Origin of the sequence: Brevundimonas sp., from assembly GCF_041911375.1 — a bacterium.
GTDB lineage: Bacteria > Pseudomonadota > Alphaproteobacteria > Caulobacterales > Caulobacteraceae > Brevundimonas.
The window spans coordinates 18,531-31,961 of sequence record NZ_JAYRPA010000084.1 but is presented as its reverse complement, the minus strand read 5'-3'; the positions used below and the strand labels follow the sequence as shown (position 1 = coordinate 31,961).

The 13,431-nt window shown below is 69.0% G+C and carries 11 protein-coding genes; 8 read left to right on the top strand and 3 right to left on the bottom strand.

All coding sequences use genetic code 11. The features are described from left to right. The first annotated feature begins 173 nt into the window (after positions 1-173). From ACE3PU_RS14185 to alr, 3 genes are all read left to right on the top strand, one after another. On the top strand, positions 174-2,591 hold the full coding sequence (locus ACE3PU_RS14185) for a TonB-dependent receptor plug domain-containing protein (RefSeq protein ID WP_374390748.1): 2,418 nt from the start codon (positions 174-176) through the stop codon (positions 2,589-2,591). A 182-nt stretch (positions 2,592-2,773) separates the two neighbouring features. Next, positions 2,774-4,267: a replicative DNA helicase gene (locus ACE3PU_RS14180; protein WP_374390747.1), complete on the top strand. Its 1,494-nt coding sequence runs from the start codon at positions 2,774-2,776 to the stop codon at positions 4,265-4,267. 321 nt (positions 4,268-4,588) lie between these two features. After that, positions 4,589-5,626, top strand: a complete 1,038-nt coding sequence (alr, locus tag ACE3PU_RS14175) for an alanine racemase (RefSeq protein WP_374390746.1) — start codon at positions 4,589-4,591, stop codon at positions 5,624-5,626. Here alr and ACE3PU_RS14170 read toward each other — a convergent pair. Both ACE3PU_RS14170 and ACE3PU_RS14165 read right to left on the bottom strand, forming a co-directional pair. Then, a complete protein-coding gene (locus ACE3PU_RS14170; RefSeq protein ID WP_374390745.1) occupies positions 5,623-6,912 on the bottom strand; it encodes an amidohydrolase family protein in 1,290 nt (429 codons plus the stop codon). The two genes, alr and ACE3PU_RS14170, sit on opposite strands and share 4 nt — an antisense overlap. A gap of 66 nt (positions 6,913-6,978) precedes the next feature. Then, positions 6,979-7,608, bottom strand: a complete 630-nt coding sequence (locus ACE3PU_RS14165) for a Yip1 family protein (protein ID WP_374390744.1) — start codon at positions 7,606-7,608, stop codon at positions 6,979-6,981. Positions 7,609-7,770: 162 nt separating this feature from the next. On the opposite strand from ACE3PU_RS14165, the gene radA reads away from it, so the two are divergent. The 5 genes from radA to ACE3PU_RS14140 are packed head-to-tail and all read left to right on the top strand — an operon-like array spanning position 7,771 to position 12,461. Further along, entirely contained in the window at positions 7,771-9,141 is a 1,371-nt protein-coding gene (gene radA, locus ACE3PU_RS14160) for a DNA repair protein RadA (RefSeq protein ID WP_374390743.1), read from the top strand. Between the two features lie 32 nt (positions 9,142-9,173). Next, positions 9,174-9,770, top strand: coding sequence for a CvpA family protein (locus ACE3PU_RS14155; protein WP_374390742.1), 597 nt, complete (start codon positions 9,174-9,176; stop codon positions 9,768-9,770). A 33-nt stretch (positions 9,771-9,803) separates the two neighbouring features. Next, complete coding sequence (gene purF, locus ACE3PU_RS14150) at positions 9,804-11,309, top strand: amidophosphoribosyltransferase (protein WP_374390741.1); 1,506 nt, start codon at positions 9,804-9,806, stop codon at positions 11,307-11,309. Positions 11,310-11,315: 6 nt separating this feature from the next. Then, positions 11,316-11,669: a VOC family protein gene (locus tag ACE3PU_RS14145; RefSeq protein WP_374390740.1), complete on the top strand. Its 354-nt coding sequence runs from the start codon at positions 11,316-11,318 to the stop codon at positions 11,667-11,669. A 39-nt stretch (positions 11,670-11,708) separates the two neighbouring features. Then, entirely contained in the window at positions 11,709-12,461 is a 753-nt protein-coding gene (locus ACE3PU_RS14140) for an SDR family NAD(P)-dependent oxidoreductase (protein ID WP_374390739.1), read from the top strand. 2 nt (positions 12,462-12,463) lie between these two features. Here the strand turns inward: ACE3PU_RS14140 and ACE3PU_RS14135 are convergent, their stop codons facing one another. Next, positions 12,464-13,363, bottom strand: a complete 900-nt coding sequence (locus ACE3PU_RS14135) for an oxidoreductase (protein ID WP_374390738.1) — start codon at positions 13,361-13,363, stop codon at positions 12,464-12,466. Positions 13,364-13,431: the final 68 nt, after the last annotated feature.

The following is a 13,431-nucleotide window of genomic DNA, read 5'->3' as shown; positions in this document are numbered from 1 at the left end:
TCGCGGCGGAGACGAACATGCGTCATTTCACCCATCTGACGACCCCGTCGCTTCCGCTCCCGCGATGTCGCCGCGGCTGAGCCGCTTCCCGACGACCTACAATCAAGCTTGTCCAACCGGCGGCGCAAACGACCGCCGGATCGCGCCCCGCGCGCCCAAACAGGATCTCTCCCATGACGCACAAGACCTTCTCCCAAGCGCCGGCCCTGCTGGCCACGGCGTCCGTTCTCGCCCTGCTGACCGCCGCGCCGGCCTTTGCTCAAACCGCCCCGCAGACTGAAGAAGCCGCCGTCGTCGACGACATCGTCGTCACCGGCACCCGCGTGCAGAACCGGTCCCGCCTCGACACCCTGGCGCCCGTCGACGTGGTGACCGCCGAGACGCTGCAGCAGCGCGGCACCACCGAGTTCGCGGCGGCCCTGTCGCAGTCTGTCCCCTCGCTCAGCTTCGCCCGCCCCAGCGCGGTGGACGGCACCGATTCCATCCGCCCGGCAACGCTGCGCGGTCTGTCGCCGGACCAGACGCTGGTGCTGCTGAACGGCACGCGCCGCCACGCCTCGGCCCTGGTCAACGTCAATGGATCGGTCGGACGCGGTTCGGCCGCGGTCGACCTGAACGCGATTCCCACGGCGGCGCTCGACCGCGTGGAAGTGCTGCGCGACGGCGCCTCGGCCCAGTACGGCTCGGACGCCATAGCCGGGGTGGTCAACCTTCGCCTGAAGGAGGCCTCCAGCGGCGGCGGCGCCAGCGTCACCTACGGCCAGTATCTGACCACCGTCGAAACGGCGCGCGGCGAGCGGGACGAAACCGACGGCCAAACCGTCACCGCCACCGCCTGGCAGGGCTTCGGCCTGGGCGAGGACGGCTATCTGACCCTGTCGGCGGAGTACCTGAGCCGCGACGCGACCAACCGTTCGGACTTCGACCCGCGCGCCAACGCCTATGCGCCGATCACCGCGCGGCTGGGCGACCCCGAGGTCGAGCAGTGGACCGTCTTCGCCAACGCCGGCAAGGGGTTGGGCAATGGCTGGGAGGCCTATGGCTGGGCCGGCTACCAGGATCGCGACAGCACCAGCGCCGCCTTCCCGCGCCTGGACAACAACGCCAACAACGTGCCGGCCATCTATCCGAACGGCTTCCTGCCCCTGATCGCCGTCAATTCCCAGGACACGTCGGCGGCGGGCGGCCTGCGGGGCCAGCTGGCCGGATGGGACGCGGACTTCAACCTGGTCTATGGCCGCAACGCCCTGGATTTCCGCACCGAGAACTCGCTGAACAGCACCTATGGCGCGGCCTCCCCGACCAGCTTCGACTCCGGCTCGCTGATCTATGACCAGTGGGTGCTGAGCGCCGACTTCAGCCGCGCCTTCGAGGTGGGCCTGTCGGGCGGGCCGCTCAACTTCGCCTGGGGCCTGGAGCAGCGCTGGGAGAATTATCAGATCGAGGCCGGCCAGCCGGAAAGCTACAATCGCGGACCGCTGGGCGGCAACACGGCCCTGGCCGGCGGCGCTCAGGGCTTCGTGGGCCTCCAGCCCTCGAACGCGGTGGACGTCGACCGCGACAACTTCGCCGCCTACGCCGACGTCGAAATCCCCCTGACCGACAAGCTGACGGTCGAGGGCGCGGTGCGGTTCGAGGACTATTCCGACTTCGGCGACACCCAGACCGGCAAGTTCAGCGCCCGCTATGACTTCAGCCCCGCCTTCGCCCTGCGCGGCTCCGTGTCGACCGGCTTCCGCGCGCCGTCCCTGCAGCAATCCTTCTTCACCTCGACCTCTTCGGTGATCCAGGATGGAGCCGTGGTCGAGACCGGGACCTTCCCAGCCACCAGCGCCATCGCCGCGGCCTTGGGCGCCCGCCCGCTGGAGGCGGAAACCTCGACCAACTACTCGATCGGGGCCGTCGTTCGCCTTGGCGGCTTCGACCTGACCGTGGACGCCTACAAGATCGACATCGACGACCAGATCGTCCTGTCCGAACTGATCAACCGCAGCTTCTCGCCGCAGGTGGCGGGCTTGCTGAATCCGCTGGGCGTCCAGTCGGCGCGCTTCTTCCTCAACGGTGTTTCGACCGAGACCGAGGGGGTGGACGTCGTGGGCCGGTATCGCCTGTTCACCGACAACGCCGGCGACTTCGACTTCACCGTGGCCGCGAACTTCAACGATGTGTCGGTGACGGGTCTGCCGACCTCCTCCTCGGTGCTGAACCCGGTCCCGACCCTGTTCGCCCGACAGCGCATCCTGACCATCGAGGACGGCACCCCCGACACCAAGATCTCGGCCGCCGCCGACTGGAGCCTCGACAAGTGGGGCGCGACGGTGCGCGCCACCTACTATGGCGACGTGCTGCAACCGGCCTCGACCGCGGCGGGCGACTACAACACCGGCGAGAAGACCGTCGTGGACCTGGAAGGCCGCTATCAGCTGACCGACCGGGTCGGCCTGGCCATCGGCGTGGACAACGTCTTCGACGAATATCCGGACTATGTGCCGGAAACGCTGAACTCCAACGGCGTGCTGGGCTTCCCCTACTACTCGCCGTTCGGCTTCAACGGCCGCTACGCCTATGCGCGGGTCAGCCTGAACTGGTGATGTCAACCAGACCGACGTGAGACGGGGCGTCCTTCGGGACGCCCTTTTTCGTTTTGCCCCGCCCTTTCGGGCCCCGCGCGCGACTGCGCGGCGAAGTCCACAGCCCTATCCCCGTTCATCTTCGACCCGACGCCGGATTCCGTCCGCATCCGACGCACGGCGGCGGTAAAGCCTTAATCGACATGAACGCCTTCGCCCCCCTGCCCTTCTCCGCCTCGCCGACCGATCACGGCGGGATCTCGTCGATGCCGCACAATCTGGAGGCCGAGCAGGCGCTGCTGGGCTCGCTGATGTTCGACAACGCCGTGTTCGAGCGGCTGAGCGACCGGCTGCGGGGTTCGCACTTCTACGAGCCGTTCCACCAGCGGCTCTACGAGGCCATCGAGGATCACATCCGCCAGGGCATGCTGGCCGAGCCGACGATCCTGATGGAGCGGTTCAAGCAGGATCCGGCGTTCCAGGAGTTCGGCGGCCTGCGCTATCTGGCCGATCTGGTCGACCGGGCGCCGCCGGCCGCCAATGCGCCCGACTACGCCCGGGTGGTGTACGACCTGGCCCTGCGCCGTGACCTGATCCGCATCGGCGGCGAAATCATCAAGGAGGCGCCGAATCCCGAGACGCCTGCCGACGAACAGATCGAACAGGCCGAACAGACGCTGTACTCGCTGGCCGAGACGGGCAAGCCTTCGTCCGGTTTCGTCAGCTTTTCCCACGCCCTGTCGGGCGCCGTTCAGATGGCGGCCGAGGCGTATCAGCGCGACGGCAAGCTGGCCGGCCTGGCCACCCACCTGGACGATCTGGACTCCAAGCTGGGCGGCCTGCACCCGTCCGACCTGCTGATCCTCGCGGGCCGTCCGTCGATGGGCAAGACGGCGCTGGCGACCAACATCGCCTTCAACGTGGCGCGCAACTATCAGTGGGAGCCGACGCCCGAGGGGCGCAAGACCGTCAACGGCGGCGTCGTCGCCTTCTATTCGCTGGAAATGAGCGCCGAACAGCTGGCCATGCGTATTCTGGCCGACGCCTCGGGCGTGTCCTCGGACAAGCTGCGCAAGGGCGAGATCAACGCCTCGGACTTCGGCAAGATTCGCGACGCCGCGGTCGAGATCGGCGAAAGCCCCCTCTACATCGACGCCACCGGCGGCCTGTCGATCTCCAAGCTGGCGGCGCGGGCGCGGCGCCTTAAGCGGATGGAGCACGGGCTGGACCTGATCATCGTCGACTACCTGCAGCTGGTGACCACCGGCGAGAACAGCCAGAAGAACCGCGTGCAGGAGGTGTCGGAGATCACCGGCGGGCTGAAGGCCCTGGCCAAGGAGCTGTCGGTGCCGATCATCGCCCTGTCGCAGCTGTCGCGTCAGGTCGAGCAGCGCGAGGACAAGCGGCCGCAACTTTCCGACCTGCGCGAATCCGGCTCGATCGAGCAGGACGCCGACTGCGTGATGTTCGTCTATCGGGAAAGCTACTACCTGGGCCGCGCCGAACCGCGCGAGGGCACCGAGGAACACCTGCAGTGGCAGCAGGACATGGACCGTCTGCAGCACCAGGCCGAGGTCGTCATCGGCAAGCAGCGCCACGGCCCTATCGGCATCGTCAAACTGGCCTTCGACGCCGACACGACCAAGTTCGGCAACCTGGCCCACGACGGGCGGTATCAGGAACCCAGCTACGAATAGGCGGGGGCGGACCGCACCGGGTCGCCACCCTTCCCGGGCCGGACCTGCCGACAGGCCGCGACGCCTCCGCTATCCTAGTTTCAGGGACATTCCGACGTCGGAACAACGTCTTGATGTGGCCGCCCGGCGATCGAGCGTGCGTCCGCTCGGGATCGGGTAAGGTGCACAGTCCTGCGCGATGCGGCCGCCGGGACCCCATTTCACACTATCTGGACGATTCGCACTGTGTTTTTCCTCGGCCGGTCGGACCCGCACCGCCCAGAGCCCGCCTCGAAGACGCCGACCCCTTCCATTGCAAGAAACTTGCGTCATAAGGGCCGGATGCCCTCTCCCGCCGTGCTTTCCGTCGATCTGAGCGCCCTTGCGCGCAACTTCCACACCCTTCAGGCCTTGACGGGCGCGCCGGTGCATCCAGTGGTCAAGGCCGACAGCTATGGGCTGGGAGCGAACGCCTGCGCGACGCGACTGATGGCCGAGGGCGCGCGGACCTTCTTCGTGGCGAGAGCGGCCGAAGGCGCGGCCTTGCGGACGACGCTGGGAAGCGAGGCGGTCATCTATGTGCTGGACGGTTGCCACGACGACGCAGCGGCGCAGCTGAAGGCGGCGGACCTGCGGCCGGTGCTGAACCAGCCCCGCCAGCTGCGGGCCTGGCGCGAAGCGGGCGGCGGCGCCTGCGGCCTGCAGATCGACACCGGCATGAACCGGCTGGGCTTTCGCCCCGAGGACGCGCCCGAGGCGTTCGACGACCTCACGCTGGTGATGAGCCACCTCGCCTGCGCCGACGAACCCGGCCAGCCCATGAACCGGCGCCAGCGCGACGCCTTCGCCGCCGCCGCCGAACGGTATCCGGGCGTGATCCGCTCCTTCGCCAACTCCGGCGGCTGTTTCTTGGGTCGGGATTACGCCTTCGATGCGGTGCGCCCTGGCATCTGCCTTTACGGCGGCGGGCCCGAGGGGCGGCCGGACGCGCGGATCGCGGCGGTCGCGACGCTGAGCGCCGAGGTGCTGCAGGTGCGCGACGTGCCCGCCGGCGAAAGCATCGGCTATTCCCGCGGCTTCGTGGCCGAGGGGCCCGTGCGCGTGGCGACCGTGGCGGCGGGCTACGCCGACGGCCTGCTGCGGGCCTACAGTCCGCGCGGCGCGGCCTGGGCGGCGGGCGAGACGCGGCCGCTTCTGGGACGCGTGTCGATGGACGTCTGCGCCATCGACGTGACAGGGCTCGACGTCGCGGTCGGCGATTCCGTCGAGCTGTTCGGCGCGAACCGCCTGCTGGACGATGCGGCGGCCGCGGCGGGGACCATCAGCTACGAGCTGCTGACCTCAATCACCGCCCGGGCGCCGCGCCGCTATGTCGACTAACGCGCGTCCTTGACCACCTCGCCGCCCTTGACCACCACGGCGACCGTCTGAAGCGCGGTGACGTCGGCCAGCGGATCGCCGGCGACCGCGATCAGATCGCCGTAGCGTCCCACCGCCACCGCGCCGACGTCGGTTTCGCGCCCTAGGGCCTGGGCCGCGTTCCACGTCGCCGCCTGAATGGCCTCGGCGGGGCTCATGCCGTAGCGGACCATGACGGCCAGCTGCTCGGCGTTGCGCCCATGCGGATAGATGGCGGCGTCCGAGCCGAACACCATCCGCGCCCCCGCCTGATGCGCCCGGCGGAAGTTGTCGCGCTGGGCCTGGGCGATCTCGCGGTCCTTGCGCAGATTGTCCTCGGTGACGCCGAACTCGGTCCCCGTCGCCTGGGTGAAGTCGGTGTTGTAGATGTCCATCGACAGCCACGTCCCGTGCTCCCGCGCCAGGCGAATCCCTTCGTCGTCGATCAGCGAGGCGTGTTCGATGGTGTCGATGCCCGCGCGGATCGCGGCCTTGATCCCCTCCGTCCCGTGGGCGTGGGCGGCGACCTTCAGCCCCCACATGTGCGCCTCGTCCGCGACGGCGCGCAGCTCGGCCTCGGTCATCTGCTGCTGGCCGGGCTCGGTGTTGTGCGAGAAGACGCCGCCGGTGGCGCAGACCTTGATCACCTGGGCCCCGTACTTGCGCACCTCGCGCACGCTGTGCCGGGCGGCGTCGGGGCTGTCGGCGTTGTATTCGTTGCGCATCTCCATCGAGTGCGGCAGGCCGGTGTGGTCGCAATGCCCGCCGGTCGCGCCGAAGGAGACCCCCGCCGGGATCACGCGCGGCCCCTGCACATGGCCGCCGTCGATGGCCTGGCGCAGGGCCACGTCTGCGAACGGCGGGCCGCCCAGGTTCCGCACCGTGGTGAAGCCGGCTTGCAGCGTCGCCTGGGCATGAGGGACCTGCAGGATGGGCTCGAAATCGTCGGCGAAGCGCATGGCCTCGAAGCCCGCGACATAGGGCGTGCCGGCCAGGTGGACGTGCATGTCGATCAGGCCGGGCAGCAGGGTCAGACCCGCCAGATCAAGCCTCCGGGCGTCCGTCGGCAGGTCGGCCGGGGCGCGGTCGCTCACGGAGATGATGCGGCCGTCTGTGATCACCACCACCGGGTTTGCGACGTAGCGGCCGCGCTCGACATCGACCATGCGGTCCGCCGTGACGACCAGCGTATCAGCCATGGCGGCGCCCGCCGCCATGCTCATCGCCATCGCCGCCGCGCCGACGGCGACCCATTTCCAGACAGTCATGATCATCCCCGTTGCCTCTCCGCCGATCCTGCCACGGAATCAGCGATGGGAAACGGGGGAAAGCGATCAGAGACCCGCCAGGCCGCTCATGGCCGCCGTGCTGGCGACGAACATCATGCTGATGCTGCCTATGAGGGCGCTGATGATGAAGTACACGACGACGCTGAGCACGACGGTGACGACGAAATAGCCCACCTTCTTGTCCTCGGGCGTCTTCATCAGGATCGGCAGGCCGACGAACAGCAGATAGAAGCTGTAGAGGCCCAGGATCGCCAGGACGCCCAACATGGGAATCAGGCCGAACACGCCCGCCAGCCAGGCGGCGGTCCAGGAATAGACCGCGACCTTCATCGCCTGGACCTTGTTCGGCGCCGAGCCGAAGCTGGGCGCCAAGGCGTTGATGATCAGGCCCAGAAGAAAGACGCCGAGCAGCGACAGCAGATAGCTGACCACGGCGATGACCAGGGCGCCGGAGATCGGCATGCGCATGCCGAAGATCGGCAGCAGCTGGCCGCCCAACAGGCTGCAGATCGGGCCAATGGCGGCCAGGATCATGGCGTAGCGGGTGAACAGGGTCTGGGTCGTGGCGAACTCGCCGTCGATCCTTTCCCACTCCGCACGGGGCTGCAGCAGTATGCCCTTCACGCGCGCCACAAGGGCGGGGTCGAGGGCGGGCTGGCTCGGCTGATCGGTCATGGGGCGCTCGGATTGGGAGAACAAGGTGCGGCATACTGTGCCTGCCTTGGCCCGAGATGCAAAGGACTGAGAGTCAGTCTCATTTCGGCACGCACGTCAGTTTCGGACGTGGCCGGGCCGACGGTGGATAGCCGCCGTGCGGGCTTCTGCTAGACAGACGTCATGGCTCGCGACTCCGCTCTCTACGTCTGTCAGTCCTGCGGGACGGTCCACGGCAAGTGGTCCGGCCAGTGCGGGTCGTGCGGCCAGTGGAATACCCTGAGCGAAGAAAGCCGCTCGGCTCCGCCCGGCGCGATCAAGCCCGCAGCCTCGGCGGCGGCGCGTGGCCGCGGCATCCATTTCGAGACGCTTCAGTCCGACGCGCCCGAGCCGCCGCGCATCATCACCGGCGTGGCCGAGTTCGACCGCGTGTGCGGCGGCGGCGTGGTCCCCGGCTCGGCCATACTGCTGTCGGGCGATCCCGGCGTGGGCAAGTCGACCCTGCTGCTGGAGGTGACGGCCAAGGCGGCGCTGCGCGGGGCGAAGGTGGCCTACATCTCCGGCGAGGAGGCCGTGGAGCAGATCCGCGCCCGCGCCAAGCGGATGGGGCTTGCCGACGCGCCGGTCAACCTGGCGGCGGCGACGGCGCTGCGGGAAATACTGGCCACGCTGAAGCGGGAGAAGTTCGACATCGTCATCGTCGATTCGGTGCAGACCCTCTGGTCCGACGTGCACGAGAGCGGACCGGGCTCCATCACCCAGGTGCGGGCCTGCGCCGGCGAGCTGGTGCGCCTGGCCAAGAACGAGGGGCCGGCGGTCGTGCTGGTCGGCCACGTCACCAAGGACGGCCAGGTGGCCGGGCCGCGCGTGGTCGAGCACATGGTCGACGCCGTGATGACCTTCGAAGGCGAACGCGGCTATCCGTTCCGCATCCTGCGCGCCGGCAAGAACCGCTTCGGCGCCACCGACGAGATCGGCGTGTTCGAAATGGGCGACAGCGGCCTGCGCGAGGTCGCCAACCCCTCGGCCCTGTTCCTGGGCGAGGGCAAGGAGCGGGCGCCGGGCGCGGCGGTGTTTGCGGGCATCGAGGGCTCGCGACCCGTCCTGGTGGAGATGCAGGCGCTGGTCGCGCCGTCCGCCTATGGCACGCCGCGGCGGGCGGTGGTGGGCTGGGATTCCGGCCGCCTGGCGATGCTGCTTGCGGTGCTGGAGGCGCGCTGCGGCCTGGGGTTCGGGGACAAGGACGTCTATCTGAACGTCGCGGGGGGCTTGCGCATCAACGAGCCGGCGGCGGACCTGGCCGCGGCGGCCGCCCTGATCAGCTCGGCCCTGGACATGCCCCTGCCCCAGGGCTGCGTCGTGTTCGGCGAGATCGGCCTGTCGGGCGAGGTCCGCAGCGTCGGCCGGGCCGAGGCGCGCCTGCGCGAGGCGCAGAAGCTGGGGTTCGACCAGGTGCTGTCGCCCGCCCTCACGGCCAAGACCAAGGGGATGAAGGTGACGTCCTCGACGCGTCTGTCCGAAGTGGTCGAACGAATCTCGCAGAACCGCTATTAGAAGAGGGTGAGCGCCGCCAGGACCCCCTCTGCGTGACCGGATACGACGTCTTCGTCATCGTCGTGCTGCTGTTCTCGGCCGCCGCCGGCTGGGTGCGCGGCGGCGTGCGCGAGATCGTGACCCTGCTCAGCGCCCTGCTGGCCGCTCTGGTCGCCCTGGTCGCCCTGCCCTTCACCGCAATGGCTGGGCGCGCCGTCGTCGATCCCGATTGGGCGGGGACGGTGCTGGCGGCGGTGCTGACCTTCTTCGTCGTCTATTTCGGCCTGCGCATCGCCGGCTCCATGTTGTCCAAGAGCGCCCAGGCTCATCCACAGCTGGGCGGCGTCGACCGGCTGCTGGGCGTGGTGGTCGGCGCGGCGCGGGCGCTGGTGCTGATCGGGGCGGTGCATCTGGTGATCGCCGCCGCCGCGTCGGGCGAACGCACGCCGCGCTGGCTGACCGGGGCTCTCCTCTATCCGGTCAGCGCCGTGGGGGCCAAAGCGATCCAGGTCGTGCTTCCCGGCATCGGACGGGGCGTGGACGCCATCTCGCCCGTCGTGAATTCCTCAGTACGCCAAGGGTTTTCCGATGAGGAAGCCTTGCCCCAGCCGCAATCCGGGACTACTTCGCCGCGCGAAGCCGCCCCCTAGTTTCCCAAGTCCCCAGGTCATCGGAGCCCGACGATGCGCCACCATATCGCCGATCCCGTCGTTCACCGCGAGCACTGGCGCGAGCCGGAGGACGACCAGCTTCGCCTGGAATGCGGCGTCTGCGGCGTGTGGGGCGCGGAAGAGGACGAGGGCTCGGCCATCGTCGCCCTGGGCCTGCACGCCCTGCAGCACCGCGGCCAGGAAGCCTGCGGCATCGCCAGCATCAAGGACGAACGCTTCTACACCGAACGGCACCAGGGCCTGGTGGGCGAGGCCTTCGGCGGCGCCGACCTGGCCGGCCGGATGCCCGGCCGCGCGGCCGTGGGCCACACGCGCTATTCGACCGCCGGCGGGTCCTTCCTGCGCAACATCCAGCCGATGTTCGCCGACCTGGACCAGGGCGGCATCGCCATCGCCCACAACGGCAATCTGACCAACTTCAAGTTCCTGCACAGCCAGCTGGTCGGCGAAGGCGCCATCTTCCAGTCGACGTCGGACTCTGAGGTCATCCTTCACCTGATCGCCCGCAGCCGTAAGGCCAAGATCGTCGATCGCTTCATCGACGCCCTGGCGCGCATCGAGGGCGGCTACGCCCTGGTCGCCCAGACGCGGCACAAGATGATCGGCGCCCGCGACCCGCTGGGCATCCGCCCGCTGGTGCTCGGCCAGGTCGGCGAGGCCTGGGTGCTGGCGTCCGAGACCTGCGCCCTGGACATGATCGGCGCGACCTTCGTGCGCGACGTCGAGCATGGCGAGGTCGTCGTCATCGACGAGAACGGCCTGCGTTCGCTCAAGCCCTTCCCCGCCCGCGCCGCGCGCCCCTGCCTGTTCGAATACGTCTACTTCTCGCGCCCGGACTCGGTCGTGAACGGCCGCTCGGTCTATGAGGTCCGCAAGGAAATGGGCCGGGGCCTGGCCCGCGAGCTGGGTGTGGACGCCGACATCGTCGTGCCGGTGCCGGATTCCGGCGTGCCGGCGGCCCTGGGTTACGCCCAGGAGAGCGGCATCCCCTACGAAATGGGCATCATCCGCAGCCACTATCTGGGCCGCACCTTCATCCAGCCCAGCCAGGGCGCCCGTCAGAAGGGCGTGCGCATGAAGCACAGCCCCAACAAGTCGGCCCTGGCCGGCAAGCGCGTGGTGCTGATCGACGATTCCATCGTGCGCGGCACCACCTCGGTCAAACTGGTCCGCGCTGTCCGCGCCGCGGGCGCGACCGAAGTCCACCTGCGCTCGGCCAGCCCGCAGATCCTCTACCCCGACTTCTACGGCATCGACATGCCGGAACGGGCGCAGCTGCTGGCGGCGAACAAGACGCTGGAAGAGATGCGCGAACTGCTCGAGGTCGATTCCCTCGGCTTCCTGTCGATCGACGGCCTGTACCGCGCCATGGGCGAGACGGGGCGGAACAACGCCAATCCGCAGTTCACGGACCACTATTTCACCGGCGACTACCCGACCCGCCTGCTGGATCGCGAGATCGAAGAGGGCGGACGCGAGTTCGGCGCCAAGCAACTTTCGCTTCTGGTCAGCGCTTAACGGCGTATGGAAAACCGGCTCGGCTACTTCTTCATCGAGACCCCCGACATCGACAGGGCCCGGACCTTCTACGGCGCCTTGTTCGGCTGGACGTTCGACGCCGGCTGGTCGAAACCCACCTACACCCATGTGAAGGCGGCCGGCGCCGAAGGCGAGACCGCCTTTGGCATCGTGAAGGGAGAGAAGAAGGACTTCTCGCACCTCTTCTTCCAGGTCGCCGACGTCGACGCGGCCTGTCGGCGGGTGGTCGAACTGGGCGGTCAGGCCGCCATTCCCTCCGACGCGCCCTCGGGCCGCAACGTCGTCGTCCGCGACGATCAGGGCGTCACCTTCGGTCTCTGGTCGCCGCCGCGCGATTAGCCGCTTGGCGGGCGCGGGCCGCCCGCGCTATCAGGCGCCATGTCCGAACACCCCCTCTCCGACCGTATCGCCCTGGTCGTCGGCGCCTCGCGCGGCATCGGCTATGAAAGCGCGCTGGCGCTGGCCAAGGCCGGCGCCCACGTCATCGCCACGGCGCGCACCCAGGGCGGCCTGGAGGAGCTGGACGACGCGATCTTCGCCGCGACCGGCAGACACGCCACGCTCATCCCCTTCGACCTGGTGGACGGCGGCGGGATCGACCGTCTGGGCGGCGCGATCTTCGAGCGTTTCAAGAAGCTGGACATCTGGGTCCATGCGGCCGCCACCATGGGGCCGTCGGGCCTGACGCCCGTGTCCCACGCCGACCCGCGCGAATTCGCCAAGGTCGAGAAGACCAACTTCACCGCCGTCTATCGCCTGATCCGTTCCCTGGAGCCGCTGCTGCGCGCCTCGGACGCGGGCCGGGCCATTCACCTGACCACCAGCGTAGCGGCGGCGCCGCGCGCCTTCTGGGGCATGTACGCCGCGACCAAGGCCGGCGCCGAGGCCCTGGTGAAGGCCTGGGCGGACGAGGTGGAGAGCACCCCGATCCGATGCAGCATCGTCGACCCCGGCCGCATGCGCACCCAGATGCGCGCCCAGGCCTATCCGGGCGAGGATCCGCAGACTCTGCCCCATCCGTCCGAGATCGGCCCGCTGGTCGTGGAGCTGGCGCGCGGCGACCTGACGCCGCCGCTGACGATCCGTTTCAAGGATTGGAAGTCGGGACCGTCGGCGGAAGCGCTGGTTTAGCTTCAGCTCCAGGCCGTGCCGAACGTCGGCTCCTCCCGGAAGGGGAAGTCGCCGTCGGTCGAGGCCGACAGGTCGCGCCAGGCGTCCAGTTCGACCCTGAGGCTGGCCGCCCGGCCTTCGACGACGGCGATGGCGTCCGTCCCGGCCGACCAACGGACGGGCGGATTGTCGGCGTTCGCCAGCGTGACCAACGCCTTCCCAAGCTTGGCCGGATCGCCCGCCTGGTTCTGGTTGCGGGCGGTGTAGAAGGCCCGGATGGCCGCCGACGCCTCGGCGTAGTCCGCGATGGGCGTGTCGCCGTATCGAACCGAACTGGCGTCCAGGAAGTCGGTGCGGAAGAAGCCCGGCTCAACGATGGTCATGCGGATGCCGAACGGCCGCACCTCGGCGGCCACGGATTCGGTGAAGCCCTCCACCGCGAACTTCGACGCGCAATAGATCGACCCGCTCTCGCCGCCCACCAGACCGCCGATGGACGAGATGTTGAACACATGGCCCGAACGCTGGGCGCGCATGATCGGCAGGACCGCGCGGGTCATGTCGAACAGGCCGAAGACGTTGGTGTCGAACTGAACGCGGGCATCCTCCGGGCGCATTTCTTCAAACAGGCCCAGATGGCCGTAGCCGGCGTTGTTGACCAGCACGTCGATGCGGCCGAACCGGGCGACGGCCGCCTCTACGGCGGCGGCGATCTGGCCTGGATCGGTGACGTCCAGCGCCAGTGAAAGCAGGACGTCACTGTCGGCGCCGAAGGCCTCGACCAGCGCCTGGCGCCGGCGGCCGGTGGCGACGACGCGGTCGCCGGCTTCAAGAGCGGCCTGGGCGATGGCCGCGCCGATGCCGCGGGTCGCGCCGGTGACGAGCCAGGTCTTAGGGCCGTTTCGGGGTAAGGTCGGGGTCATGGGAAATCTCCTCTGGATGACGGGCCGGAGAAGACGCCCCAATGGACGCGGCGCGTTAGCGCGATCCG

Excerpts from the sequence above, each read along its gene's own strand:
- ACE3PU_RS14185 (WP_374390748.1), top strand. The coding sequence starts at position 174 with ATGACGCACAAGACCTTCTCCCAAGCGCCGGCCCTGCTGGCCACGGCG.
- ACE3PU_RS14180 (WP_374390747.1), top strand. The coding sequence starts at position 2,774 with ATGAACGCCTTCGCCCCCCTGCCCTTCTCCGCCTCGCCGACCGATCAC.
- alr (WP_374390746.1), top strand. The coding sequence starts at position 4,589 with ATGCCCTCTCCCGCCGTGCTTTCCGTCGATCTGAGCGCCCTTGCGCGC.
- ACE3PU_RS14170 (WP_374390745.1), bottom strand. The coding sequence starts at position 6,912 with ATGACTGTCTGGAAATGGGTCGCCGTCGGCGCGGCGGCGATGGCGATG.
- ACE3PU_RS14165 (WP_374390744.1), bottom strand. The coding sequence starts at position 7,608 with ATGACCGATCAGCCGAGCCAGCCCGCCCTCGACCCCGCCCTTGTGGCG.
- radA (WP_374390743.1), top strand. The coding sequence starts at position 7,771 with ATGGCTCGCGACTCCGCTCTCTACGTCTGTCAGTCCTGCGGGACGGTC.
- purF (WP_374390741.1), top strand. The coding sequence starts at position 9,804 with ATGCGCCACCATATCGCCGATCCCGTCGTTCACCGCGAGCACTGGCGC.
- ACE3PU_RS14145 (WP_374390740.1), top strand. The coding sequence starts at position 11,316 with ATGGAAAACCGGCTCGGCTACTTCTTCATCGAGACCCCCGACATCGAC.
- ACE3PU_RS14140 (WP_374390739.1), top strand. The coding sequence starts at position 11,709 with ATGTCCGAACACCCCCTCTCCGACCGTATCGCCCTGGTCGTCGGCGCC.
- ACE3PU_RS14135 (WP_374390738.1), bottom strand. The coding sequence starts at position 13,363 with ATGACCCCGACCTTACCCCGAAACGGCCCTAAGACCTGGCTCGTCACC.